A 25,430-nucleotide genomic window follows, 5' to 3' on the forward strand; every position below is an offset into this window, starting at 1 on the left:
GAGCAGAGCGTGAAGAAGAGCGATTACGAAGACGCGATCGAACCCATGCAGGAAGAACTGGTCGGCATGGCGCGCTGGGCGATGGCGACCGGGCAGCGGATCGTGGTGTTGTTCGAAGGACGCGATACCGCCGGCAAGGGCGGTGCGATCAAGGCCGTGCGCGAACGCCTCAATCCGCGCCAGTGCCGCATCGTCGCCCTGTCCAAGCCCAGCGAGGAAGAGCGCAGCCAATGGTATTTTCAGCGCTATGCCAAGCATCTCCCTTCCGCGGGCGAAATCGTCCTGTTCGATCGCAGCTGGTACAACCGCGCGGGGGTGGAGCGGGTCATGGGCTTTGCCGATGAAGGCCAAGTGCAGGATTTCCTGCGCCAGGCCCCGGCATTCGAGAAGCTGCTGGTCGATGACGGAATACTGCTCTTCAAATACTGGCTCGGCACCGATCAGGCAAAACAGGAAGAGCGCCTGCGCGAACGGCTGGAAGACCCGCTGAAGCGCTGGAAACTCTCGCCGATCGATCTCGCCGCGCGAGGGAAATATGATGACTACACGCGCGCCCGCGAAGACATGCTGGCAGCAACCCACACCGAATGGGCGCCGTGGACGCTGGTCGATTTCAACGACCAGAAGCTGGGACGATTGACGCTGGTCCGCAATCTGCTGGATCGCCTGCCCGACACGCGGGTGGAGCCCCCATCCATCGACTTTCCCGATCTTGGGCACGATCCGGTGGAAGAGACCTACGGATCGCTCAAACCCATTGCGGATTATCCGGTCGACTAGACGAGGGTAGCGCGCGCCTTCACCGCCTGTCGCCCGTCTCCGGCGAAGGCCCCCATTTCGATCCCGTCATCGCCTTCGCGCAATGCGAGGTGCAGCGGCTCGCCCGCTATTGCCGGGCTTGTCCCGCGGAAGGTGAAGCTGGCAAGCCGGTTCTCGCCGTATTTTTCGGCGGCGAGTTGCAGCAGCAGGCTGGCGCTGAGAGGACCGTGGACGACCAACCCGCGATAGCGCTCGATCTCGCGCGCATAGGGGGCGTCGTAATGGATGCGGTGGGTGTTGAAGGTCAGCGCCGAAAACCGGAACAACAGGCGTTCATCGGGTACGAGTTCGCGGCGTATGTCCCATTGCGAGGCGTCGAAACTGCCCTCGCCAGCAGGCGGCGGGGAAAGGGGCGCGTCAGTGGCGAGTGCTTCGAGGTAGACGACGCTCTGGCGCTCGCTGACCGCCAGCTGGCCATCGGCGCTGGTCTCGTGATCGATCTCGACGAAAACCATCTCGCCCCTGCTGCCCGACTTGGGCGTGACCGAAGCAATCCGGCTGGAGCGCTCGATCGTGGCGCCGACTGAGATGGGGGCGTGGAACTGCATCGCGCTCGATGCCCACATGCGGCGGGGAAGCGGAATGGGCGGCAGGAAGCTGGCCTCACTCTGATCGCGCGTCGGATGGCCGTCTTCGCCGAGTTGCGAAGTCCGCGCCTCGGGCGTGCAGAGGCACAGGTGAATGCCTTGCGACATCTGCGCATTCGTCGGCGCATCGCGATCGAAAGTCGCGCACCAGCGCGCGGCAAGCCCCGGATCGAGCCGGTCCGCGCTTCGCTGCTCGCGCCCGACCCATGCCTGCCAGTCGCTCATCAGGCCGCGCGCTCGAACACGGCGGCCATGCCCTGCCCGCCGCCGATGCACATGGTCTCTAGGCCATATTGCACCTCGCGGCGCTGCATCTCATGCGCCATGTCGGCCAGGATGCGGATGCCGGTCGCGCCGATGGGATGGCCGAGCGAGATGCCCGAGCCATTGACGTTGACGATGTCGCGGCGGCTGTCGTCCTCGGCGAAGCCCCAGCCCTTCAGCACGGCGAGCGCCTGCGGGGCGAAGGCTTCATTAAGTTCGATAAGGCCGATGTCGTCCCAGCCGAGGCCATTGCGAGCGAACAAGCGCTCGACCGCAGGGACCGGGCCGATGCCCATGCGGCTGGGATCGCAGCCCGCCGCGCTCCACGAATGGAACCACAGGATCGGCTCGAGGCCCAGTTCCTCGACCTTGTCTTCGGCGACCACGAGGCAGGCCGCTGCGGCATCGTTCTGCTGGCTGGCATTGCCTGCCGTCACGATGGCTTGCGGATCACGCTTGAGGTCGATAGCGCGCAGCTTGCCAAGGCTCTCCATGTCGGCATCGGCGCGGAAGCCCTCGTCCTTGGCGAAGACGACGGGATCACCTCGGCGTTGCGGGATTTCGACCGGCACCAGCTGATCGTCGAACTTGCCCTCTTCCCATGCCTTAGCCGCGTTCTGGTGGCTGCGGACCGCGAAAGCGTCGGAGGCCTCGCGGCTGATGTCGTAATCCTTGGCGAGGTTTTCGGCCGTTTCGATCATGCCGGTAATGACGCCGAAACGCTCGATCGGCTGGCTCATCAGGCGGCCGCGGGTGAGGCGGTCCCACATGACCATATCGCCCAGGCGTGCGCCGTGGCGGGCCTTGGTCGTGTAGTGTTCGACATTGGACATGCTCTCGACGCCGCCTGCCAGCACGCAATCGGCCATGCCGGTCTGGACCATCATCGCCGCCGTCGCGACCGCCTGGAGGCCGGAACCGCAGCGCCGGTCGAGCTGCATACCTGGCACTTCAATGGGATAGCCCGCAGCAAGCCAGCTCCAGCGCCCGATGGCAGGTGCTTCCCCGCTGCCGTAACCCTGACTGAAGACCACATCGTCGACGCGCATGGGATCGACGCCCGAACGTTCGACCAGTGCCTTGATGATGACCGCCCCCAGCGCGCCCGCCTCGAGCGGGGCGAGGCTGCCGAGGAATTTCCCGACAGGAGTACGCAAAGGCTTGCAGATGGCAACGCGGCGAAGCTGGGTCATGGAGATTAGTCCTTATCGGAAAGACGGGCGATATCGCGGTCCACCAGCGCGCCGATGGCGCCCGAGGAAAGGCCGAGACGTGTCGAGAGCACCTCTTCGGTATGCTCGCCGAGGTAGGGCGCAGGTGCAGGTTCGCCAGCATCGCGTCCCGGGATATTGGCGAAGCTGCGCGTGGCGGGGTATTCGAAGCCGGAGGGGTTGGCGGAGGTCCGCTTGAAGAGCGGATTGTCGTCGACCAGCACCGGATCGTTCGCCGCTTCGTGCATGGTGCGATAGCGCTCGAAAGTGCAGCCCTCTGCCGCCATCCGGCGCTTGAGTTCCGGCCAGTCCATTGTTCCGGCCCGCGACTGGAAGAGGTCGAAGAGGGCATGGCGGTGCTTGAAGCGCGGGTCATCGCCATCGGCGAAACGGACGCCGCATTCCTTCTCCAGCGCGGCGATTTCGTCTTCCACGCCGAATGCCTTCACCAGTCCCGCCCACTGCTTGGCGGTAAGCGCGGCGACCATGAAACGCGTGTTGTCGAGACTGCGGAAATCGCGCCCGAACGCGCCCCAGATCGCATTGCCGAGCCGTTCGCGGTCGGCCCCGCGATAGAGCATCTCGGCCATCGCACCGCTATTGGCGACCGTGCCGATGGCGACATCGCCCAAGGGCACGCGCAACTGGCTGCCTTCGCCCGTGTGGTCGCGGTGGCGGATCGCGGCGATGAGCGCGAAGGCGCAATAGGCCCCGGTGATGAAATCCCACGCGGGCAGGACCTGGTTGACCGGCGGCGCGGTCGCCTCGTCCCAGTCCTCCGGCCCGCACATCAGCGGATAGCCGCTGGCGGCGTTGACGGTGAAGTCCATTGCCTGGCGCCCGTCATGCCAGCCCATGATGCGCACGCTGACAAGGTCGGAGCAGGTAGCCGCGACGGCATCGTGCGAGAGAAAGCTCTTTTCCGGCAGGTTGGTGATGAGGTTGCCGGTCTTCGCCGACAGTTCGACCAGCAATTCGCGCCCCTCGCCACTCCGCAGGTCGAGCGCGACCGATTTCTTCGCGCGGTTTAGGTTCTCCCAACTTAGGGAGCGGCCCTCTTTCGTGAGCATGTAGCGGTCGTAATCGAGCCCGCCTTCCTTGTGGTCGACGCGGATCACCTCCGCCCCCATCTGCGCGCAATAAAGCCCTGCCGTGGGCGAGGCGACGAAGCTCGATGCCTCTATGATGCTCAGGTCGTTGATGAGGCCGTACACGCCTCAAACACTCTGCGCATATTCGCGCAGCATCCGCTTGGCGATCTGCAACTGCAGGATCTGCGTGGTGCCTTCGTAGATGCGGTAGATGCGTGCATCGCGGAAGAAGCGTTCGGCGTCGTATTCGGCGAGATAGCCCGCGCCGCCATAAATCTGCACCACGCGGTCGACCACGCGGCCGCACATTTCGGATGCGAAGACCTTGAAGGCGGCGGCGTGTTTCACGGTGTCCTCGCCGCGGTCCACGCGCGCGGTGACGTCCGCCATCATCGCTTCGGCGGCGTAGATCTCGGTCCAGCTTTCGGCCAGCATCTGCTGGATCAGCTGGAAGTTGGCGATGGGTTCGCCGAACGCCTGACGCTCGTTGGCATATTTGATCGCGCTGTCGAGCGCACGGCGGGCATAGCCAGCGCTCGCCGCACCGACGGAAATCCGCCCATTGTCGAGGCTCATCATGGCGAAACGGAAACCCTGTCCGGTTTCCCCGCCAAGCAGGGCATCGCCCGGCACGTGCACATCGTCGAGCATGACGTCGGAGATGTGGCTGCCTGCCTGACCCATCTTCTTGTCAGGGCTGGAGGTGGACATGCCCGGCGTGTCCATCGGCACGATGAAGGCGGAGACATGGGCGTTCTTGGGCAGCGCGTCCTTCTCCGTACGCGCCATGATCAGGGCGACATCGGCATGCGGCGCATTGGTGATGTAGCGCTTGGTCCCGTTGAGGATCCAGCCGTTGCCGTCGGGATCGGGCTTCGCCATCGTCTGCATCGCAGCGCTGTCGCTGCCGCTGCCCGGCTCGGTCAGGCCAAAGCAGGCAATCTCGCCGGCGGCGATACGCGGCCACCATTCGGCCTGCTGTTCGGGCGTGCCGCCGTTCTTGATTGCGGAATTGAACATGCCGACATTGATCGAGAAGATCGAACGATAGGCCGGCGCGGCATAGGCCATGGTCTGCACGACCTTGGCATATTGCGTGATGTTGAGGCCGGCGCCGCCGAATTCTTCGGGCACGGTCAGGCCGAAAAGGCCCATGTCCTTCATCTCGGCCAGGATATCGTCGGGGACCTTGTCCTGTTCGATAACGTCCTTTTCAGCCGGGATCAGCCGTTCACGGACATAGCGTTCGAGCTGGTCCAGGAACTGGTCGAAAGTCTCGGCATCCATTCCGGGGTTGGGTGTCGACATGGCCTATTCCTCTCCTGCCTCGGTATCTGCTTGGGGGACCGTATCGGGTCCGGTTTCGAGACGCGCTTCGTCCAGCATGCTGGCAGCGTCTTCGAGCGCCTGCGCCTCGTCCGCAGTCACTTCGGGAGGCGCGGCGGGAGGCCCCTCGCTGCATCCGGCGAGTGCGATAGCGGCAAGGGCCGCAAGAGTTTCGAGTCGTCTCATCGAAGACAGACTAATCCCGCGCAACGGCGGGGCAAAATCCGCTACGGCAAGCAAAGGGACAGACGCGCCCTTCGCGCCCGTCCCCTGCCCGCGTAATCTACGCTTACTGGTTTTCTTCGGCCATCGCGTCGAGCGCGGCTTCCGCAGTGGCGGCGGCATTATCGCCGGCCTCTTCGATCGACGCGGTTTCAGCAGCCTCTGCCGCCGAATTGTCGACTTCGACCGGTTCACTGGCAGCGGCGTCTTCGACCGGCTCTTCGGTCACCGGCTCGAGCGCTTCGTCCGCAGCAACTTCGACCGTGTCGGCCTCTGCTTCGGTCGACGCGTCGTCGGCACTGCCACAGGCGGCCAGCGCCAGCGAAGCGGTTGCAGCGGCAAGAATACGGAACTTCATGGGTCTCTCCTGATCTGAGCGCCGGTCGGCGCTGTCGGGAGGAGTGGTTAATATGCACTGGCCCCAAGGTCCAAGGGGAAAATGCAGCAACGCCGCTTGCGCGCCGAGCACGAGGCGGCGAGAGGGTGGCATGCCCCCGCTCGATGGAGACAATCTGGACCGCGCCCGCCAAGCCCTGCGTTCGACCTTCGGGTTCGACGGATTCCGCGGTAGGCAGGAAGATGTCGTCGAGCGTGTCCTGGGTGGCAAGTCCACGCTTGCGGTGATGCCGACCGGGGCCGGAAAGTCGCTGACCTACCAGCTACCGGCGGTCATGATGCCGGGCACCTGCATCGTCATCAGCCCGCTCATCGCGCTGATGCACGACCAGTTGCGCAGCGCAAGGGCGAACGGGATCCGTGCCGCCACGCTGACCAGTGCCGATGCCGACTGGCGTGAAACGCAGGATGCTTTCCGCGCGGGAGAGCTGGACCTGCTTTACGTCGCGCCCGAACGCGCCAGCCAGCCGGGTTTCCGCGAAATGCTGGGCGCTGCACCGCTCGCCCTGTTCGCGGTCGACGAGGCGCATTGCGTGTCGGAATGGGGGCACGACTTCCGCCCCGATTACCGCCAGCTGCGCCCGTTGATGGACGCCTTCCCCGATGTGCCTCGCCTGGCGCTGACGGCCACCGCAGACCGGCAGACGCGCGCCGACGTGATGACGCAGCTGGGCGTTCCGGAGGACGGGTTGGTGCTCGCCGGATTCGACCGGCCCAATATCCGCTATGCGATCACACCGCGCGACAATCCCGTGCGGCAGATTACCGATCTCATGGCCCGCCAGCCCGGCCCCGGTATCGTGTACGCGCAGACCCGCCGCAAGGTGGAGGAGCTGGCCGAAAAGCTCGCCGCTGCAACCGGCCGCGCCGTGCGTCCTTATCATGCAGGGCTTCCGGCAGAGACGCGCGCCGCCAACCAGGCGGCCTTCGTCGAAAGCGAGGACATGGTGATTGTCGCCACGATCGCTTTCGGCATGGGGATCGACAAGCCGGACGTGCGCTTCGTTGCCCATGTCGGTGTGCCCAAGTCGATCGAAGGCTACTATCAGGAAACAGGCCGTGCCGGGCGCGACGGCGATCCGAGCCTTGCGACGATGTTCTGGGGCGCAGCCGATTTCGCCACCGCTCGCCAACGCCTGATGGAGTTACCGGAAGGGCGCCGCAGCGCGGAGCGGGCGCGACTCGATGCGCTGGCCGGACTGGTCGAAACGCCGCATTGCCGCCGCGCGGCTCTCCTGCGCCATTTCGGGGAGGACCCCGACGAAACTTGCGGCAATTGCGACAATTGCCTCGATCCGCCCAAGGTCACGGACACCACCGAACTCGCGCGCAAGCTGCTCTCGGCGGTCTACCGCACGGGCCAGAGCTTCGGCATGGGACATCTGCAGAAGGTGCTTGTCGGTGCCGAGGACGAGCGCGTGCGCCAGCGCGGACACGACCGGTTGAGCGTCTTCGGCATCGTCGAGGGCGAGGACGCCCGCCTCTTGCAGCCGCTCGGCCGGGCGCTCCAGGCGCGCGGCGATCTCGTGCCCACCGAACACGGCGGACTGTCGTTGGGGGGCGCGGCACGCGAGATCATCAAGGGCGAACGCAAGGTCGAGATCATCGTCCCGCCCAAGCGCAGCCGCAGGCGGCGTGGCGAAGCGGCAGCCAATCCGGTCGGCGATCCCTTGTTCGAGGCATTGCGCGATCTGCGCCGCGATCTCGCCAAGGAGGCGGGCGTCCCGCCCTATGTCGTATTCCATGATTCGACCCTGCGCGAAATGGCTTCAAGCCGGCCCTCGACCCTATCTGAACTGGGTCGCCTCGGGGGTGTCGGAGCGCGCAAGCTCGACGCCTATGGCGAGCGCTTCCTGGCGGAAATTGCCCGACACTGACCGGATGTTCTTGACCAAACATCGCGCCTGATATATTTATGATATCATAATTATATAACAGGAGGCAGGTTATGTCGGTGGAATTGCCAGGAATGAAAACCAGCCGCGAGAGCGCGGCGACGAGTTACAATGGCTACATCATGTTGCTGGTGCTGGTCGGCCTGATCGCCGTCCTGGCTCTTGTCCTGCCCGGCCTGGCGCCCGAGGACGGCGCGGCGTCGGGGGCGAAAATCCTCTTCCTGGTGGCGCTGTCCACTTCGGTCATCGGAGTGGTGATCGTGGGCCTCGGTTTCTTCATGATCCAGCCCAACCAGGCGGCGGTCATCACGCTGTTCGGCGAATACAAGGGTAGCGAGCGTACCGAGGGCCTGCGCTGGGTGTGGCCGTGGATGGGCAAGAACAAGATTTCGGCCCGTGCGCACAATATCCATTCCGAACGGGTCAAGATCAACGACCTGCGGGGTAACCCGATCGAGATCGCCTGCAACGTGGTCTGGCGCGTGCGCGACACTGCCCAGGCGAGCTTCGATGTCGACGACTACAAGGAGTTCGTGAACATCCAGATTGAAGCGGGCCTGCGCACCGTCGGCTCGCGTCATCCCTATGATGATTTCGAAGGCGAGGAAGTCACGCTTCGCGGAGGCGGCGACGTGGTCAACCGCGAGCTCCTGGAAGAGCTCAACGACCGCCTCAAGGTCGCCGGCATCGTCGTCGACGAGGCAGGCCTCACGCACCTCGCCTATGCGAGCGAAATCGCCAGCGCCATGCTCAAGCGCCAGCAGGCCGACGCGATCATCGCGGCGCGCACCAAGATCGTGCTCGGCGCGGTCGGTATGGTCGAGGATGCGCTCACCAAGCTGAGCGAAGACAATATCGTCGAACTCGACGACGAGCGGCGTGCGGCCATGGTGTCCAACCTCATGGTCGTGCTGTGCGGCGAGAAGGACGCGCACCCGGTGGTCAACGCCGGCTCGCTGTATTGATCTGAAGGACTAGCGGAGAGGCCTCATGGCCAAACCACCAGCCAAGAAAGCCTTCGCCCTGCGTCTCGACCCGGCTGTCCATGCTGCGGTCGAGCGCCTGGCGGCGGACGAATTGCGCAGCGCCAATGCGCAGATCGAAATGTTGTTGCGCGAAGCGCTGAAAAAGCGCGGTATCGACGTCGCGATCTCCAAACAGCCCAAGCGCGGGCGCCCGAAGAAGGAGGACTGAGATGAAGGACGACAAACCCTGGTTCGCCCCCAAGCGCTTCGGTTACGGCGCGGGGCTGCCGATCGCCTGGCAAGGCTGGGCGCTGCTGGCCGTATATACGCTGGTCATGCTCGCCCCGGCGCCCGTTCTGGAGTGGGATCCGGCCATCGGGCTCGGCTTTGCGATCGTGGTCTGGCTTCTCGCCACTCTCGCCGTGGTATTCATCGCGAAGCACAAGACGCGTGGCGGCTGGCGCTGGCGTCATGGCGAGAAGGATTGACATCCGTATCCGCGCGATCATCCTGTTTGCGCGATGTTAACCATTAAATCCTATGCAATTGCGATGGTTTCGCCCTTCGCCTCTGCTGCCGATCGCCTCCCGCGTTGGATCGTGGCCGGCGTCGCGGCTCTTGCAGTCGGCGCGATCCCGCTTGCTGCAGTCATGGCCCAGCCTGCACGCGGAAACTTCACTATCGCAGAAACGGGACAGGGTTTCGCGCGCCTCCAGGACGCGGTCGACGCTATTGGCGATGCCAGGGGCACGATCCTCGTGGCGCCCGGCGTTTACGACCAGTGCGCGGTCCAGAAAGCAGGCCGGATCGAATTTCGCGCGGCCGAGGCCGGCAAGGCGATTTTCGATGGCGGAATCTGTGAAGGCAAGGCGGCGCTTGTCCTGCGCGGTGATAGCGCGGCCATCCGGGGTCTGACCTTCGCCAACATGCATGTGCGTGAAAAGAACGGTGCCGGCATCCGCCTCGAAAACGGCGAGCTTTCCATCGTCCAGAGCTGGTTCCGCGATAGCGACCAGGGATTGCTGACGGTCAACGGCAAGTCGAACCGGATCACCATCGACAAATCCACTTTCACCCGTCTCGGCACCTGCGAAGGAAGCGGCGGGTGCGCCCATTCGATCTATGTCGGTGACTATGGCGAACTCGAAGTGACCCGCAGCCGCTTCGAACAGGGGCGCGGCGGGCACTATGTGAAATCGCGCGCCGGTCGCAATCGCATCGCCAACAACAGTTTCGACGACACCGGTGGGCGCGGCACGAATTACATGATCGACCTGCCGGAAGGCGGCTCGGGCATGATCAGCGGGAACTGGTTCGTCCAGGGCAAGGACAAGGAAAACTGGTCCGCCCTGATCGCGATCGGCGCGGAAGGCGGGAAATATTCGTCCGACGGCCTGGTCATCCGCGACAACGATGCGCGCCTTGCGCCCGGCATCACGCGCAAACCCGCATTCGTTGCCGACTGGACGGGTGACGCCCTTGCCATCGGCGAGAACTCGCTGGGCACGAACCTCAAACCTTTCGAAAGCCGCTGAGGAACGCCCTCGCCCCCCGCATCGTTGATCGGGAAAGGAGCGAAACATGGCAGGCGGATGGGCGCGAGACGGCGCCGTTCAGGACCAGATTGACGACACGGTCAGCGATGCGGTCAGCGCGGCGCGCGCCCGCATGCCGCGTGGCGACAGCGCCGAATATTGCGATGAATGCGGAGAACCGATCCCGCAGAAGCGCCGCGATGCCCTGCCCGGCGTACGCACCTGCGTCGCCTGCCAGTCGGCCCGGGATGCCACCACCCGCCAGTCCGGCATCAATCGCCGCGGCAGCAAGGACAGCCAGTTGCGCTAGGGCGCAATTCGGTTCACGGACCCGGAATGGCATCACCCTTCATCTGGCTCCAGCACATGCTGCCGCACCACGCCGTCTCCCGCATGGCGGGCTCTCTCGCCTCCAGCGAGGCGGGCGCGGTCAAGAACCTGCTGATTCGCCGTTTCATCGACGCATATGACGTCGACATGAGCGAAGCGGCGCGCGGTATCGATGAATACCGCAGCTTCAACGACTTCTTCACCCGCGAACTGAAGCCGGGCGCCAGGCCGCTGGCCGATGCCGGCGAGTACATCCTTTGCCCCGCCGACGGCGCGATCAGCCAGATCGGCCGCATCGCAGATGGCAAGATTTTCCAGGCCAAGGGACGGCATTTCACCGCGCGCCAGCTGCTCGGCGGCGACGAGGGCGCAGCGCGCCTTTTCGAAGGCGGCACTTTCGCCACCGTCTACCTCAGCCCGCGCGACTATCACCGTGTCCACATGCCCGCAGCAGGCCAGCTCACCAGCGCCACCTATGTCCCCGGAGACCTGTTCTCGGTAAACCAGGTCACGGCAGAGAATGTCGACGGCCTGTTTGCCCGCAACGAACGGCTCGCCTGCCTGTTCGACGGCCCCGACGGCTGCTTCGCCAGCGTCATGGTCGGCGCGATGATCGTGGCGGGGATCGAGACGGTGTGGTCGGGGCTGGAAGAAACCCATTCGCCCAAGCTGAAGCGGACCGACTTCTCCGGCGGCGCTCATTCCTTTCAAGCAGGCGATGAAATGGGCCGCTTCATCCTGGGATCGACCGTCGTGCTGCTGTTCGAACCCGGCCGGGTCGAATGGCTCGACCGGTTCAAGCCTGGCGACAGTGTCCGGATGGGCGAAGCGCTGGGGCGGCGCCTTCAGCCGAACGCCGCGGCGTAGCTCACGACACCTGTCGGTGCGTCACCGGCAATGACAAGGCGCTGGAAATACTCCGGCGGTGGACCGGGGTATCGCAGCCGCGGATCATGTTCGAAACCGAAGCGCGCATAATAGGCAGGGTCGCCGAGCAGGACTATTCCGGCAGCGCCTCTCTCCCGCATGTCTGCGATAGCCCGCTGCATCAGCCGAAAGCCGATACCGCCCCGTTGCAAAGATGGCAGAACGGAAATCGGGCCGAGCCCGTACCAGCTGCCCGCCTTGCCATCGATGGTGACCGGCGACACCGCGACATGTCCGACTATGCGTTCGGCATCCTCCGCCACCAGCGAAAGCGTCAGGTCGCCATCCTTCCTAAGCCGGTCGACGATTGCCACTTCGGAGCCGTCGCTGTGCTTTTCCCCCTTGAAAGCGGCCTCTGTCACGACGGCGATAGCCGCGTGGTCCGATGGCTCTTCAGGCCTGATCGCCACGGCATTCATGGCAGCAGGTGCCCCGCGCGATCCCGCTTTGTTGCAAGATAGCGGGCGTTGTGCGGATTGTCCGGCAGGGCGTGCGGCACGCGCTCGTCGATCTTGACGCCATGCGCAGCCAGAGCGTCCACCTTGGCCGGATTGTTCGTCATCAGGCGGATACTGCGCACACCGAGGAGGTCCAGCATCCTTGCGGCGGTGGGAAAGTCACGCGCCTCGTCCGGTAGGCCCAGCCGCGTGTTCGCATCGACCGTGTCGAAGCCCTGGTCCTGCAAGCGATAGGCGCGCAGCTTGTTGATGAGGCCGATGCCGCGCCCCTCCTGCCTCATGTAAAGAAGCACACCCCAGCCGCCTTCGTTCGCCTCATGCGCCATTGCATGGAGGGCCGCGTCGAGCTGAGGGCCACAATCGCATTTGAGGCTGCCGAGCACATCGCCCGTCAGGCATTCGGAGTGAAGACGCACCAGCGGCGGCTTGTCCGACCTCTCCTTGCCGATCACCAGTGCCACATGTTCGCGGGTATCGTCGGGATGGCGGAAAGCCACGATCCGCGCATCGGGCGCAGCATCCACCGGCAGGGAAGCGCGCGATGCGATGCGCAAGGTGTCGGCTTGCGAAAAAGCGTCCAAGTCCGACGCTTCGAGATGCACGGCCTCTCCCGCACCGTCCGGAGCGACGAGAAACGCGGGCAATATCCCGGCGATCCGCGCCAGTTCCAGCGCGGCGGCGGCCTGCTCTTCCCACTCCAGCGCGAGCGCCTTGAACGGCCCTTTCATGGGCTTGGTCAGATCGAGGGCCGGATCGGCAATTGCCAAGGCTGCGGGCAAGTCGAAAGTCTCCGCCCCGCGCAGCAGGACGGGCTGGCGCGGTGCCGCTGCCTCGCGCTGGTTCGCCAGCTTCAGCGTCGCTGCGCGGGTGGCGGAAATCAGCATCTCCCCCGCGGTCACCTCACCGAATGCCGTCTCGACCGGCTGCAACAGCGGCGCACCGGCGATCGCCAGCGGCCAGCCATGCCTCAGCGCATCGACGGCCTGCGCCGCCCGGCGGGAAGGCGAAGGCTCGCTCAGAGAGAAAACTCCGTGACCAGCGGCACATGGTCGGAAGGCTTTTCCCAGTCGCGCGCATATTCGTGGACCGAATGGCCGGTTGCCTGTTTCGCAAGTTCCGGGCTGGCCCACATGTGGTCGAGCCGGCGACCGCGATCGTTGGCCTTCCAGTCCTTCGCGCGGTAGCTCCACCAGCTGTAATAGCGTTCCGGTGCGGGGATGTGTTCGCGCCCGATATCGGCCCAGCCATGAGCGTCTATGAACCGCTGCAGCGCGTCGACCTCCACCGGCGTATGGCTGACGACCTTGAGCAATTGCTTGTGGTTCCACACATCGCTTTCGAGCGGCGCGATATTGAAATCGCCCACGATCAGCGTCGGACGCTCGATTTTGTCAGCCCAGCGCGTCATCCGCTCGAGAAAATCGAGCTTCTGGCCGAACTTATGGTTTTTCTCGCGGTCGGGCTCGTCACCGCCCGCCGGGACATAGACATTCTCGACGATCATGCCCTGGTGTGCCGGATCGGTCAGTTCCACGCCGACGTGCCGCGCTTCGCCATTGTCCTGCCAGTCGTGCTTCGAAAAATCGCGGAATGGGACTTTCCCGACTGTTGCCACGCCATGATAGCCCTTCTGGCCGTGGATCGCGAAGTGTTCGTAACCGAGTTCGCGGAAGGCCTCGAAAGGGAACTGGTGTTCCTGGCACTTGATCTCCTGCAGGCACAGGATGTCGGGCCCTTGCTCCTCCAGGAAGCGGGCGACGATCGGCATACGCAGGCGGACGGAATTGATATTCCAGGATGCAACAGAAACCATGGCCGCCGAGATAGGGCGGCGAAGCGCGGCGGTCCACCCTGCCGCACACAACAAAAAACCCTCGAGCCGGGGGCAAATGGCTCGAGGGTTCCTTGTGAGCGTTCGTCACGCTTGGAACGAAGCGGTTTGAGGGGTGGCAATCAACAGGGGGGAAATTGCCGTCCGCCGCTTCGTAGACTCATAAATAGGACCTATCGTCTTGCTACTCAATGAACATCGAACCGCCGGAAGTCGTATAAGACGAACGGTTCGTCGCCGGTCCGTTTATCCCGGACGACGGGACGTTCTACGCGGATCCTTGAAAGTGAACGCGCTGTCGGCAACCGACACGCCATAGCGGTGATTGCGCAGGCGCACGGTGGTGCGGTGATTCTGTGCATCGAGCGCAACCCAGTGAGTGAGGCGCAGCCCCCCGGGGGCGCTGCCATCACGCGCGAAGATGAGGGTGATGGCGCCGAATTCGGGCCGCTTGGGATCACGCACTTCAATGCTGACGACATCGCTGTGTCCGGTCGGGACCAGCTTGCCGTAACGCTTCACGTCGCGGCTCGGGTCGAGCAGCGCGCCGAGAGGCGAATTCTTGATCGGCCAACGCTGGACCTGGTTCACCTCGTAATCGACCATATACATCGATTTGCCGTTCGAAACGACGAGCAGAGGCACACCCTTTTCGTATTCGAAACGAATCTTGCCGGGGCGCTTCAGCGTCATGACGCCGGAGACGGACTGGCCATTGCGGTCGGTCTGGACGAAGTCGGCCTTCATGGTGGCGATGCCGCGCAGGGCGTCGACCGCGCGGTCGAGATCGCCTGCCGCAGCCTCCACCGGGGCTGGGGCTGCCAGAAAGCTTGCCGGAATCGCAGTGGCCACCGCGAGTGCGATGGCCGAGGCGAAGGGTCGATTCTTGAAAAGGGTCAAGGTGTTCATGCTCCACGATTTAGCGTCGGAGCATTGAACTGTCACTGAACTGCGTGCGTTCCCGCCGTTCAGCTTGCCGGATCAAATTACTTGATCTTGGCTTCCTTGAACTCGACGTGCTTGCGCACGACCGGATCGTACTTCTTGAAGACGAACTTCTCGGTGTGATTCCGGGGGTTCTTCTTGGTCACGTAGTAGAAGCCCGTGTCGGCAGTCGAGACGAGCTTGATCTTGACGGTTGCGGGCTTCGCCATGGCGTGTTCCTAAAGATCTCGTTGCAAGGGCCGTCCCGTGGGGGAAACCGGCCGAAAAAATAAGGGCGGCGCAGGTCGCACCGCCGTCCGGCGCGCCCTTTGTGTGATTCCCGGTGAAAAGTCAAGCATTGGCGCGCGCCGCGTCAAAGCTGGACCTTGCCCCGATTGGCCTTCACCTCGCCGCGCGCCTTCTTGGCCTTGAGACGCTTCACCTTGCCGACCCGGTTCACGCGGCTCTTCTTGCGCTTCTTGGGCGGGGTCAGCGCTTCGGTCAGGATAGCCGCTAACCGGGCGCGAGCCGCTTCACGATTACGCTCCTGCGTGCGGTGCTCGTTCGCGGTGAGGACGATTTCGCCGTCCTGTGTCAGCTTGCTACCCGCGATATCCTTCAGACGGTTGAATGCATCGGGCGGCATGCCGAGCTGGAACACATCGACCCGCAGCTGCACGGCGGTCGCCACCTTGTTGACGTTCTGCCCGCCGGGCCCGGAGGAGGCGATGAACTTCTCCTCCGCAATCGCATTCGCCTTGTCGACGATGCGGCCCATTATTCCGCGTCGTCGGCAAAACCGAGGGCTGCGAAATCTCGCGGTATCGGCGCGCTCGCTTCGATGGTCGGTTTCTTTTCGCGCGGCACGACCAGCCCTGCCGCGTGCAGCATCGTGCGCGGCGCGCCCTTGCCCGACCCGTAAACCGGATCGCCGAGCAGCGGCATGCCGATCCCAGCCTCGCAATGGATACGGATCTGATGCGTACGCCCGGTTTCAGGCCGGAACTCGACCAGCGCATGGCCGCTGCTTTCGCCAATGACCTTCCAGTGCGTGACGGAGGGCTTGCCCTTCTTCGCCGCAATCATCCGCCAGCCTTTTTCGGCACTGCTGATCTTCGACAGCGACAGCTCGATCGTGCCCTCCGTTTCCGTCGGAATGCCCGTCAGGATGCCGAGATAGCGCTTCTCGACCACGCGGTCTTCGAAGGCCTTGGAGAAGCGCTTGAGCGACTTGGGGTTGCGGGCCAAAAGCAAGCAGCCGCTGGTATCGGTATCGAGCCGATGGACGGGCGAGGGATCGCGCTGGAAGCCCAGGCGCAGCTGCTCGAAGTGATCCTCCAGGCACCGCCCGCCCTTTTTCGGCCGGTCGACCGGGAGGCCTGCGGGCTTGTTGATGACGAGCGCCTCGCCGTCTTCGAACAGGATCGGAATATCGGTCATTCAGTCCTTCAGTTCCGCTCGCACCATCTGGCGCAGCGCATTGCCGAGGAAGAAACCGTCCTCGAGATCGGAAATCGTAAGCTCCGCTTCCTTCGCCCTGCCCTCTGCGAGCAGGCTCTGGCGCAGCACGCCGGGAAGGAGGCCAAGGTTGGCAGGCGGCGTCAGGAGGACACCGTCACGCTCGACGAAGATATTGGTGACGCAGCCTTCGGTGACAAGGCCGTCCTCGCGCACCAGCAGGCATTCCTGCGCGCCATGATGCCGGGCGACTGCCTGTGCATCCTCGTAGAAACCGCGGTCGGTGGTCTTGTGACGAAGCCGCCAGTCGCCCGGATCGACCGGCAAGGGCATGACGATGCACTTCGCCGGTTCTGGCCACGGCGCGGGCATATCCTGCACTTCGAGAGCGAGAGCTCCCGAGCGCGATGCCAGCAGGCGGATCCGGCTGGGTTTCTCGACCACGAAACACAGCGCGTGCAACTGGTTGCGCGCCTCGTGCCGGTCGAAGGAGAAGCCCAGCTCGCCCGCACTTTCCTTCATGCGCAGGAGATGCTCTTCGAGATGGGCAATCCCCTCGTCGGGCGAAAAGCGCATCGTCTCGATCAGGTCGAACTGCGCTGCGCGATGATCGGGCGACGATGCGCGGGCGAAAGCGCCCTTGAGGATCGCCTCGCGCCACTCTGTCCGGGCTTCGCTGTCGGCAACGATTGCCCCGCCGACTCCCAGCACGGCCTTGCCGCGCCCGTTCTCTATCTCGGTCAGGCGCAGGGTGCGGATGGCCACGTTGAATGCCGCGTCGCCATCGGCACCGATCCGTCCGATCGCTCCGCAATAGGGGCCGCGCGGCTCGCGTTCGACCTCGTCGATCAGCTCCATCGCGCGGATTTTCGGGGCGCCGGTGATCGACCCGCACGGGAAAAGCGCCTTCACGAGGTCGATTGCGCCCGCATCCGGCTTGAGCCGCGCGCGAACGACGCTCACCATCTGGTGCACCGTGGGATAGCTTTCGATCGCGAAAGGTTCGTCGACCCGCACGCTCCCCGCCTCGGCCACGCGGCTGAGATCGTTGCGCATCAGATCCACGATCATCAGGTTTTCGGCCTTGTCCTTGATCGATTGCGCCAGTTCACCTGCGAGCGCCGCATCCTGCTCCGGGTCCGCTGCACGCGGGCGCGTGCCCTTCATCGGCTTGGCCTTGGCTTCGCGGTCCTTGAGCGAGACGAACAGCTCCGGACTGAGGCTGAGCAGCCAGTGCGACCCGTCGAAGATCACCCCGCCGTAACCTGCCTGTGCGGCAGGCCTCAGCGCAGCGTAAAGACCCAGCGGATCGCCGGTGAAATTCCCGGCAAGCTGGAAAGTGAGGTTGGCCTGGTAGATGTCGCCTGCGCGGATCGCTTCCTGCAGGCGCTCGAATGCCTCGGCATAACCGCCCGGCGACAATTGCGGCTCCAGCGGACCGACGCTTCCGCCACCGGCAGAGCGTTCGCGCAGCCAGTCCGGCACAGCCTCGGCCGCGATGCGGGTCGGCGCATCGAACAGGCCCAGCCACACCAGCGGACCGGATGCCCCCGTCTTCGCAGACGCGCGGTGTTGCAGCCGTTCTTCAAGCGCGAGCCCTGCCTCATAAGCGATGAAGCCGGCCAGTTCCCCGCCGTCGCGCCGCGCCTGCTCCGCAGCCTCCAGCGTCGCTGCCACATCTTCGGGCCGCGAGGCGACGAAGACCGCGCGCGGGTTTTCGAACAACAGTGCATCTGCCGCACCATCGCTGCGTGCATCGTCGAGAAGAACGAAAGGGTCGCGCCGCGCCATATGCCCTGCCTTTACCGCAGCGGCGGGCTATGTCGAGGGATAGCTTGACCCTGCCGCCCCGACTGCGCCAAACCGATGGCAACAAATGACAAGAGGGGCACAAGGCCAAATGAGCGATATTTTCCTTGGATTGGGCGGCAATGGAGAGCACCAGTATCTCAGGCTGGCGCAGGCCAATCGCCACGGATTGATCGCCGGTGCCACCGGCACGGGCAAGACGGTCACGCTTCAGGGCCTGGCCGAAAGCTTCTCCGCACGCGGCGTCCCCGTGTTCGTGGCCGATGTGAAGGGCGACCTTTCCGGTATCTCCATGGCCGGCTCCCCCCAGTTCAAACATGCCGACAAGCTGGAAGGCCGCGCGAAGGAACTGGGCATGGACGACTATGCCTACGCCGACAATGCGGCGGTATTCTGGGACCTTTACGGCGAAAAGGGCTTTCCCATCCGCACGACGATCTCGGAAATGGGCCCACTGCTGCTGGCGCGCCTGCTGGACCTCAACGATACCCAGGAAGGCGTGCTCAATATCGTCTTTCGCTATGCCGACGAGAACAATTTGCTGCTGCTCGACCTCGGCGACCTGCAGGCAATGCTCACCTTCGCCTATGAAAACGCCAAGGACCTGTCCGGCAAATACGGCAATGTCTCCAAGGCCAGCGTGGGGGCGATCCAGCGCCAGCTCCTCAGCTTCGAGAGCCAGGGCGCCGACCAGTTCTTCGGCGAACCTGCGCTGGAGATCGACGACTTCCTCGCCACCGACGAAAAAGGTCGCGGCGTGATCAACGTGCTGGCTGCCGACAAGCTGATGCGCAGCCCGAAGCTCTATGCGACCTTCCTCCTCTGGCTGCTGGCCGAACTGTTCGAAACGCTTCCCGAAGTCGGCGATCCGGACAAGCCGAAGCTGGTGTTCTTCTTCGACGAGGCACACCTGCTCTTCGACGATGCGCCCGAAGCGCTGGAGGAGAAAGTCGAACAGGTCGTGCGCCTCATCCGATCCAAGGGCGTGGGCGTCTATTTCGTGACCCAGAACCCGATCGACATTCCGGAAAAAATCGCTGGCCAGCTGGGCAATCGCGTCCAGCACGCTCTGCGCGCCTTCACCCCGCGCGACCAGCGCGCGATCAAGGCCGCCGCCGAGACGTTCCGCATCAATCCTGATCTCGACGTGGAAGAGGCGATCACCGAACTGAAAGTCGGCGAGGCGCTGGTCTCCACGCTCGACGAGGACGGCGCGCCATCGGTCGTGCAGCGCACGCTGATCAAGCCGCCCCAGTCGCGGCTCGGCCCGGTGACCGAGAAAGAACGCAAGATCGTGAATTCCATCAGCGATCTGGACGGGAAATACGACGAGGCCGTCGACCGCGAAAGCGCGGAAGAAGTGCTCGCGGCAAAGACGCTCGACGCGGCCGAAACCGCGAAGGAGGTCGAGGAAAAGGGAGAAGCGGAGGTACGCAAGCGCGAGCGCAAGACGCCGTCGATGTGGACCAAGGCGGGCAAGGCTGCGGCGACCGCTGCGGCAGGCTCGCTCACCTCGGTCGCCGTCGCGGCAGTCCTCGGCAAAAAGTCGCGCGCCGATCCGGTCCGCACGGGCCTCAATGCCTTCGTGCGGAATATCGTCGGCGGTTTGATGCGCTAGAGCGGAAGGCGCAATTCGGCGCGCAGGCCGCCCTGCTGCCGGTTTTCGAGCACTAGCGAACCACCATGCTGCTCCGCCACGGCGCGCGTGATGGTGAGGCCGAGGCCTGCGCCGCCGGTGGCCCGGTTCCGGCTTGCCTCGCCGCGGGTGAAGGGTTCGAGCATTTCGGCGATGCGATCGTGCGGAATGCCGGGACCGTCATCCTCGACGCGGATCACCGCTTCATTGCCTTCGCGCAGCAAGGCGACCTCTGCCGTCCCGCCATAGCGCAAGGCATTGGAAATGAGATTGCGTACCCCGCGTTTCAGCCATGTGAGGTGCACCGGCGCGGGCACCCGCTGGCCTTCGAGCAGCGCGACCGGCTGGTTCATGTCCTCGAATTCCTCGACCACCGACACCAGCAAGGCGTAGAGGTCGGTACGCTCCGCAGGGCGTTCGGCGCGGCCGATGCGCGCGAGCAACAGAATCTCGTCGAGCGTACGCGTGATCTCTTCGATCGAATCTGCCATCTTCGCCCGAAGACCTTCGTCGCGGATCGCCTCGATCCTCACTCGCAGCGCGGCCAACGGCGTCTTCAAATCGTGGCCGATGGCGCCCAGCATGACGTCTTTCTCATCGAGCATGGCAGCGATGCGCGCCTCCATCGCGTTATGTGCCGCGATCAGGCTGCGAACGTCATCAGGGCCGCTGGGCTCGATTGGAACGATGCTCCCCGGATTGGACGAAAACTGTTCGGTCTGGCGGGTCAATCTCGCCAAAGGCCGGGTGATCCGGCGCAGCAAGACAAACAGCACCGTCATCAGCAGGACGAAGATTACCAGTGTCTGCGCAGCCGTTATCAGGAAGACCCTGCGGTCGTCGCCCGGATAGGGAATTCTCGCAACGTGCCAGTCGCCGCCCTCTTCCCACTGGACAGCAGCGACGAAGACCTTGCGATAGGTACGGCCCCCTCTGCGCGGTCCGGCATTGCGATCCCGAAAACGCTGCATCACGACCGGATCGTCTTCGGATGAGCGGATAGTCGCGACGACGGCATGCGGTTCGCGAACGAAGCCGGTCAGGCGTTCCGCAATAGCCGCTGCCATCGCCGGATCAGAAGTCTCTCCGGAGATGAGAGGGTACTTTTGCGTAACCTCGCCGCGCATCGGGCGGCCACCCAATTCACGCCGGTTCATCCGGAAGCGCCGGCGATCCCCGTCGAGCACAGCCTCGCCGCGGGCCTGCCGGAAGACCGGTGCACCCCACAGGGATAGCTGGGCCGCGCTGATCAGCGCCTCTTCGCGCCTCTCTTCGGCAATGCGGTAAAGAAGCGCGGTGGTGACCAGCTGCGCCAGCAACAGCGCGCCGGCGACCGCCAGCAATGTCTGGCCAAGCAGGCTCTTGGGCAGCAACCGCGTCATGGCGTGTCCTGGGCCTTACGCGTCACATCGGCGCCGAAGCGATAGCCCCCGCCCCTCACTGTCTGGATGAAACGCGGGTTGCGGCTGTCGGCCTCGATCTTGCGGCGCAGGCGGCTGACCTGGTTGTCGACTGCGCGGTCGAACAATTGCGCCTCGCGACCCTGCACCATGTCGAGCAGGCGGTCGCGGTCGAGCACCTGGCGCGGGTGGTCGCAGAATGCGCGGAGCATGCGGAATTCTGCGGTCGAGATCGGCACCAGCGTCCCTTCGGGATCGGTCAGCCGGCGCTTCAGCGGGTCGAGTGTCCAGCCCTCGAAAACATAAGCGAGATCGTCCGCAGGCTCCGCGCCGCTGCGGTCTGCCCGGCGCAGGACGGAGCGTATGCGTGCCACCAGTTCGCGCGGTTCGAAGGGCTTGGTGACATAATCGTCAGCCCCGATTTCGAGGCCGATGATCCGGTCCATCGCCTCGCCCTTTGCCGTCAGCAGGATGACGGGAAGCTGCCGGCTTTCGACGAGGTGCCGGCAGAGCGACAGCCCGTCCTCGCCCGGCATCATGATGTCGAGCAGGACGAGGTCGGGCCGATCGGTTTCCAGCCGCGAACGCGCCCGCGCCGCACTTTCGGCCTCCAGCACGACGAACCCCTGGCCGGAGAGATATTCCGCCAGGGGTTCGCGTAGGCTGGCTTCGTCGTCGACCAGCAGCAGGGTGATGGGCGCAGCATCGTTCATGCGGGACCTATGCACTCGCTTTGCGGCGAACGAAACAGAAAGCCGGTTACTGGCTGCGACGCTGGGCGCGGCGTTCCTGCCGTTCCTGCTTCATCGCTTCGCGTTCCGCAGCCGAGATCTCGCCATTGCCGTCGGTGTCGGCGCGGGCGAAGCGGGCATCGACTGCAGCCTGGAATTCAGCGCGGGAGATCGATTTGTCGCCGTCGGTGTCTGCGCGCTGCAGCATGGCCATGTGGCCACCGCGCTTGCCGCCGCGACGCGCCTTGCGGCCTTCACCGCCGCGTTCGCCGCGCATTTCCTTCATCGCCTGGAGTTCGGCCTGCGAGAGGCCGCCCGAATTGTCGGTATCGAGCTGGGCGAAACGCTGCTCCATACGCGCTGCACGGCGCTCGGAGCGATCGGTCCGGCGTGCTTCGCGCTGTTGCTTGCGTGCTTCGTGCATCGCCTTCATTTCGGCCTGCGAAAGCTCGCCGTCGCCATTGGCATCGGCCTTGGCGAACATGGCCTCGCGCCTCTCGGCACGGTCTTCGGCGTTGATCACGCCGTCGCCATTGGCGTCCATCCGCGCAAACATCGCGTCGGCATGGGCAGTGTGTTCGGCGCTGGTAACAACGCCGTTGCCGTCCGCATCGGGGTTCGTCTTGCCCATGTGCTGGTGCGCAATTGCGGCAGTCCCGGTCAGCGCGAGCGCTGCGGCGGACAAGGTCAAGGTGATCTTCTTCATCATATGGTCTCCTGAATTTGGAGAACTGCGGCGCGCCTGGGTTGGGGGGAGGGGAAGAGGGAGCAGCGCCGCAGTTCGTGTCACCGTTATAGGGCCGTCTTGTCGCAGCATTGTGCCGGATCGCAGGAGAATTGTAACGGAATGTAACGCGCCGGGCAGGCCGTTCATTCGGGTGTCAGCATCTCAGCGCGGGCGGTGCTGCGTCCCCTCGCCAGCGGTGATGAAGATCGCGGTCGCATAGGCTTCGACATCGGCGATATGCCAGACGCCCGCCGGATTGATCGCATACTCGCCCGCTTCCAGGGTGAGAGTTTCGCGGCGCCCGTCGGGAAATTCCTGGGTGAGCACCATGCTTCCTGCCGTGCAGATGACGACTTCCTCGCCCAGCGGGTGCATTTCCCAGCTGTCCCAGTCCTCGGCAAAGCTGTGCTGGCTGACCAGCCTGCCTTCGCGCCCGTCACTGCCGTGACGCTGCCCATAGCCTTCGTACCAGTCCATCCCGCCTTCGAACGGGGGCTGGGGAACGGCCGTCGCCCCCAGCCCGAGGTGCAGGAAACTGTCCGCAAGGCGGCGCTTGCCCTCCATCACTCGACCTTGTCCATGAGATAGGCGTTGAGCTTGTTGCCGTCGGGATCGCGGAAATAGGCGGCGTAGAAGAGCATGCCGTTCTCGTCCGGCTCGCCCCTCGGTCCCGGCTCACCCTCGTCGCTTCCGCCATTGGCGAGCGCGATGTCGTACAGCCGCTTCACCTGCTCGCGGTCCTTGGCCTCGAGCGCGACCATCGTGCCATTGCCGACCGTCGCCTTTTCGCCATCGAACGGCATGGTTGCCGCGATGCCCGCGCCGCCATCCCATTTGCCCCAGGCGATGAAGGTTTCGAATTCCATCATCCGCCCCACGCCCATTTCGGCCGCGATGGCATCGTAGAATTTGGCCGCCCTCGTAAGGTCGTTGGTGCCCAGCGTAACGTAACCGATCATGCAAACTCTCCTAGTTGGAAACGACTCGCGACCGGCAGAACATTACGTGAACAGAGCTACTCCTACAAGGGTGCGCAATCGCGTTCGAGCCAGGCGAGGTCCTCGCCCTCCAGCTGCGGAGCGAGGATGGCGAGGGTCCTGGCGTGATACTCGTTCCACCAGGCGATCTCGCGTTCGCTGAGCAGTTCCTTGTCGACCAGCTTGCGGTCGAGAGGGACGTGGGTCAGCGTCTCGAAGCCCAGGTACTTGCCCTCCGACCCATCGATGCCGGCGTCCACCACCAGGACGAGGTTCTCGATCCGGATGCCGTATTCGCCCGGCTTGTAATAGCCCGGTTCATTGGAAAGGATCATGCCTTCGCGGAGCGGGGTTTCGGTCCCGGGGAAGGCGCCGCCGGGCTTCGAAATGCGCTGCGGGCCCTCATGGACCGACAGATAGCTGCCGACGCCGTGACCGGTGCCATGACCATAATCCACGCCGGCCTGCCACAGGTGCATACGTGCCAGCGCGTCGAGAGCGCCGCCGCTGGTTGCATCGGGGAATTTCGCGAGGTCCAGCTCGATATGGCCCTTCAGCACGCGCGTGTTGCGGTCGATCATTTCCGCCGTCGGTTCGCCGGGGCCGACCCATACAGTGCGGGTGATGTCGGTCGTGCCGTCGGGATACTGGCCGCCCGAATCGCACAGGTAGATGCTGGACGGCGGGATCGGGATATTGCTGTCCTCGTCGACCTTGTAATGCGGTAAGGCGGCATGGCCCGCAGCCGCGCTGATCGTGTCGAAGCTGGTATCCTTGAGATCCGGGCTCAGCCCGCGGAATTCGCGCAGCTTGGCCGCTGCCGCCAGTTCGTCGATCTCGCCCGAGGGGGCGTTCTCCTCGATCCAGCGCAGGTATTTCACTACGGCAGCCCCGTCGCGCGCCTGGGCATCGCGGTGGCCTTGCCGTTCGGCCTCGTTCTTGATCGCCTTGGGCAGCACGGCCGGGTCGTCGTCGCGAACGACCTTCGCCCCGCCCGCTTCAAGCGCGTGGAAGATGCCTGCCACGGCGTGACGCGGATCGACAGCCACGGTCTTCCCCTGCAGCTTTGCCAGCGCAGGCTCGAAATCGGCGCGGTCCTTGATGCGCACCGCATTGCCGAGGTGCTGCGTGAGTTCGGGCGTGACCTTCTCGGGCGCGATGAAAAGATCGGCGGTGCCGTCCGCATGGGCGACGACATAGGACAGGGCGACGGGCGTGTTGTCGACGTCCTTTCCGCGCATGTTGAGCACCCACGCCACGGAATCGAGCGCGGTGACGACGGTAGCGTCATAGCCTTCCTGCTTCAGCCAGTCGGCGATCTCGGCACGCTTGTCCGCGCTCGACCGACCGGCGAGGCGGTCTTCATGCGGCACGGCGGCAGCCTTGCTGGGCTCGGGCCGGTCGGCCCAGACCGCGTCGATCGGATTGCCGTCCACCGGAACGAGTTCGATCCCCTTCTTGGCGAACAGCTTTTCCGCTTCTTCCGCCCAGCCGATGCCGTGAAGCCAGGCATCGTAGCCGATCCGCGCGCCTTCCGGCGCATTGGCAGCGATCCATTTCGCAGGCGAGGTGGCTGGCACGTCCTCGTAGTCGTAAAGCTTGCCGTCCACCTGCTCGCGTACCTGCACGGTATAGCGGCCATCGGTGAACATGGCCGCCTTGTCCTTCAGCACTACCGCGCTGCCCGCGCTGCCGCCGAAGCCGGTCAGCCAGTGGAGCCGCTGGGCATAGGAGCCGACATATTCGCTCATATGCTCGTCCGAAATGGGGACGACGAAGCCATGGAGGCCGCGCTTTTCGAGTTCGGTCCTGAGCGCATCGAGGCGCGCTTCGTGGGTCTGCATCAACATGCGAGTAAATCCTTTCGTCGGCTGCCGTCCCGCATCGGTGGAGACGGCGCTTGCGGCATTG

The 25,430-nt window shown here is 64.5% G+C and carries 29 protein-coding genes; 9 read left to right on the plus strand and 20 right to left on the minus strand.

Going from position 1 to position 25,430, the window contains the following annotated elements:
- Positions 1–9: 9 nt before the first annotated feature.
- Positions 10–780: a polyphosphate kinase 2 gene (gene ppk2, locus LCM24_RS04865; protein WP_224802985.1), complete on the plus strand. Its 771-nt coding sequence runs from the start codon at positions 10–12 to the stop codon at positions 778–780.
- Here the strand turns inward: ppk2 and LCM24_RS04870 are convergent.
- The 6 genes from LCM24_RS04870 to LCM24_RS04895 form a co-directional block, all read right to left on the minus strand.
- A complete protein-coding gene (locus LCM24_RS04870; RefSeq protein WP_224802986.1) occupies positions 777–1,631 on the minus strand; it encodes a MaoC family dehydratase N-terminal domain-containing protein in 855 nt (284 codons plus the stop codon). The genes ppk2 and LCM24_RS04870 overlap by 4 nt on opposite strands.
- Positions 1,631–2,863: an acetyl-CoA C-acetyltransferase gene (locus LCM24_RS04875; protein ID WP_224802987.1), complete on the minus strand. Its 1,233-nt coding sequence runs from the start codon at positions 2,861–2,863 to the stop codon at positions 1,631–1,633. The genes LCM24_RS04870 and LCM24_RS04875 overlap by 1 nt, the downstream gene beginning before the upstream one ends.
- Before the next feature lie 5 nt (positions 2,864–2,868).
- Entirely contained in the window at positions 2,869–4,095 is a 1,227-nt protein-coding gene (locus LCM24_RS04880) for a CoA transferase (RefSeq protein ID WP_224802988.1), read from the minus strand.
- 3 nt (positions 4,096–4,098) lie between these two features.
- Positions 4,099–5,280, minus strand: coding sequence for an acyl-CoA dehydrogenase family protein (locus LCM24_RS04885; RefSeq protein ID WP_224802989.1), 1,182 nt, complete (start codon positions 5,278–5,280; stop codon positions 4,099–4,101).
- Between the two features lie 3 nt (positions 5,281–5,283).
- Positions 5,284–5,484 (minus strand): lipoprotein, encoded by a 201-nt coding sequence (locus LCM24_RS04890; RefSeq protein ID WP_090476603.1) that lies wholly within the window; start codon positions 5,482–5,484, stop codon positions 5,284–5,286.
- Between the two features lie 103 nt (positions 5,485–5,587).
- Positions 5,588–5,878, minus strand: a complete 291-nt coding sequence (locus tag LCM24_RS04895; protein ID WP_090476605.1) for a hypothetical protein — start codon at positions 5,876–5,878, stop codon at positions 5,588–5,590.
- 130 nt (positions 5,879–6,008) lie between these two features.
- On the opposite strand from LCM24_RS04895, the gene recQ reads away from it, so the two are divergent.
- The 7 genes from recQ (at position 6,009) to asd (ending at position 11,508) form a co-directional block, all read left to right on the plus strand.
- Positions 6,009–7,793: a DNA helicase RecQ gene (gene recQ / locus LCM24_RS04900; RefSeq protein ID WP_224802990.1), complete on the plus strand. Its 1,785-nt coding sequence runs from the start codon at positions 6,009–6,011 to the stop codon at positions 7,791–7,793.
- Between the two features lie 92 nt (positions 7,794–7,885).
- Positions 7,886–8,776, plus strand: a complete 891-nt coding sequence (locus LCM24_RS04905) for an SPFH domain-containing protein (protein WP_090478293.1) — start codon at positions 7,886–7,888, stop codon at positions 8,774–8,776.
- Between the two features lie 25 nt (positions 8,777–8,801).
- Positions 8,802–9,005, plus strand: coding sequence for a toxin-antitoxin system HicB family antitoxin (locus tag LCM24_RS04910; protein WP_090476609.1), 204 nt, complete (start codon positions 8,802–8,804; stop codon positions 9,003–9,005).
- A 1-nt stretch (position 9,006) separates the two neighbouring features.
- Entirely contained in the window at positions 9,007–9,264 is a 258-nt protein-coding gene (locus tag LCM24_RS04915; protein WP_224802991.1) for a hypothetical protein, read from the plus strand.
- A 33-nt stretch (positions 9,265–9,297) separates the two neighbouring features.
- Positions 9,298–10,311, plus strand: coding sequence for a right-handed parallel beta-helix repeat-containing protein (locus tag LCM24_RS04920; protein WP_318247358.1), 1,014 nt, complete (start codon positions 9,298–9,300; stop codon positions 10,309–10,311).
- Between the two features lie 46 nt (positions 10,312–10,357).
- On the plus strand, positions 10,358–10,621 hold the full coding sequence (locus tag LCM24_RS04925) for a DksA/TraR family C4-type zinc finger protein (RefSeq protein WP_090476616.1): 264 nt from the start codon (positions 10,358–10,360) through the stop codon (positions 10,619–10,621).
- 26 nt (positions 10,622–10,647) lie between these two features.
- The gene (asd, locus tag LCM24_RS04930; protein WP_224802992.1) at positions 10,648–11,508 is read left to right on the plus strand and encodes an archaetidylserine decarboxylase; all 861 of its coding nucleotides are present in this window, start codon (positions 10,648–10,650) and stop codon (positions 11,506–11,508) included.
- Here the strand turns inward: asd and LCM24_RS04935 are convergent.
- From LCM24_RS04935 to pabB, 8 genes are all read right to left on the minus strand, one after another.
- Positions 11,487–11,987, minus strand: a complete 501-nt coding sequence (locus LCM24_RS04935) for a GNAT family N-acetyltransferase (RefSeq protein WP_224802993.1) — start codon at positions 11,985–11,987, stop codon at positions 11,487–11,489. The two genes, asd and LCM24_RS04935, sit on opposite strands and share 22 nt — an antisense overlap.
- Positions 11,984–13,093 (minus strand): GTP cyclohydrolase II, encoded by a 1,110-nt coding sequence (gene ribA, locus LCM24_RS04940; RefSeq protein ID WP_224803468.1) that lies wholly within the window; start codon positions 13,091–13,093, stop codon positions 11,984–11,986. The genes LCM24_RS04935 and ribA overlap by 4 nt, the downstream gene beginning before the upstream one ends.
- Positions 13,042–13,839 (minus strand): exodeoxyribonuclease III, encoded by a 798-nt coding sequence (xth, locus tag LCM24_RS04945; protein WP_224802994.1) that lies wholly within the window; start codon positions 13,837–13,839, stop codon positions 13,042–13,044. The genes ribA and xth overlap by 52 nt, the downstream gene beginning before the upstream one ends.
- A 264-nt stretch (positions 13,840–14,103) precedes the next feature.
- Positions 14,104–14,766 (minus strand): LolA family protein, encoded by a 663-nt coding sequence (locus LCM24_RS04950; protein ID WP_224802995.1) that lies wholly within the window; start codon positions 14,764–14,766, stop codon positions 14,104–14,106.
- Positions 14,767–14,843: 77 nt separating this feature from the next.
- The gene (gene rpmG / locus LCM24_RS04955) at positions 14,844–15,011 is read right to left on the minus strand and encodes a 50S ribosomal protein L33 (RefSeq protein ID WP_090476625.1); all 168 of its coding nucleotides are present in this window, start codon (positions 15,009–15,011) and stop codon (positions 14,844–14,846) included.
- Between the two features lie 143 nt (positions 15,012–15,154).
- Entirely contained in the window at positions 15,155–15,559 is a 405-nt protein-coding gene (arfB, locus tag LCM24_RS04960) for an alternative ribosome rescue aminoacyl-tRNA hydrolase ArfB (protein ID WP_221563250.1), read from the minus strand.
- Entirely contained in the window at positions 15,559–16,221 is a 663-nt protein-coding gene (locus tag LCM24_RS04965) for an RluA family pseudouridine synthase (RefSeq protein WP_224802996.1), read from the minus strand. The genes arfB and LCM24_RS04965 overlap by 1 nt, the downstream gene beginning before the upstream one ends.
- The gene (gene pabB / locus LCM24_RS04970; RefSeq protein ID WP_224802997.1) at positions 16,222–18,030 is read right to left on the minus strand and encodes an aminodeoxychorismate synthase component I; all 1,809 of its coding nucleotides are present in this window, start codon (positions 18,028–18,030) and stop codon (positions 16,222–16,224) included.
- Positions 18,031–18,139: 109 nt separating this feature from the next.
- On the opposite strand from pabB, the gene LCM24_RS04975 reads away from it, so the two are divergent.
- Entirely contained in the window at positions 18,140–19,666 is a 1,527-nt protein-coding gene (locus tag LCM24_RS04975) for a helicase HerA-like domain-containing protein (protein ID WP_224802998.1), read from the plus strand.
- Here the strand turns inward: LCM24_RS04975 and LCM24_RS04980 are convergent.
- From LCM24_RS04980 to LCM24_RS05005, 6 genes are all read right to left on the minus strand, one after another.
- Positions 19,663–21,066: a sensor histidine kinase gene (locus LCM24_RS04980; RefSeq protein WP_224802999.1), complete on the minus strand. Its 1,404-nt coding sequence runs from the start codon at positions 21,064–21,066 to the stop codon at positions 19,663–19,665. The two genes, LCM24_RS04975 and LCM24_RS04980, sit on opposite strands and share 4 nt — an antisense overlap.
- Positions 21,063–21,797 carry a response regulator gene (locus tag LCM24_RS04985; RefSeq protein ID WP_224803000.1) on the minus strand — a complete coding sequence of 245 codons (735 nt, stop codon included), beginning with the start codon at positions 21,795–21,797 and terminating at the stop codon, positions 21,063–21,065. The genes LCM24_RS04980 and LCM24_RS04985 overlap by 4 nt, the downstream gene beginning before the upstream one ends.
- Positions 21,798–21,843: 46 nt before the next feature.
- Positions 21,844–22,524: an EF-hand domain-containing protein gene (locus LCM24_RS04990; RefSeq protein ID WP_224803001.1), complete on the minus strand. Its 681-nt coding sequence runs from the start codon at positions 22,522–22,524 to the stop codon at positions 21,844–21,846.
- 180 nt (positions 22,525–22,704) lie between these two features.
- Positions 22,705–23,106 (minus strand): cupin, encoded by a 402-nt coding sequence (locus tag LCM24_RS04995; RefSeq protein WP_224803002.1) that lies wholly within the window; start codon positions 23,104–23,106, stop codon positions 22,705–22,707.
- On the minus strand, positions 23,106–23,501 hold the full coding sequence (locus tag LCM24_RS05000) for a VOC family protein (RefSeq protein WP_100259879.1): 396 nt from the start codon (positions 23,499–23,501) through the stop codon (positions 23,106–23,108). Before LCM24_RS05000 ends, LCM24_RS04995 begins: the two co-directional genes overlap by 1 nt.
- Positions 23,502–23,563: 62 nt before the next feature.
- Positions 23,564–25,369 carry an aminopeptidase P family protein gene (locus LCM24_RS05005; protein WP_224803003.1) on the minus strand — a complete coding sequence of 602 codons (1,806 nt, stop codon included), beginning with the start codon at positions 25,367–25,369 and terminating at the stop codon, positions 23,564–23,566.
- Positions 25,370–25,430: the final 61 nt, after the last annotated feature.

Source organism: Qipengyuania aquimaris, from assembly GCF_020171965.1.
Lineage (GTDB): Bacteria > Pseudomonadota > Alphaproteobacteria > Sphingomonadales > Sphingomonadaceae > Qipengyuania > Qipengyuania aquimaris_A.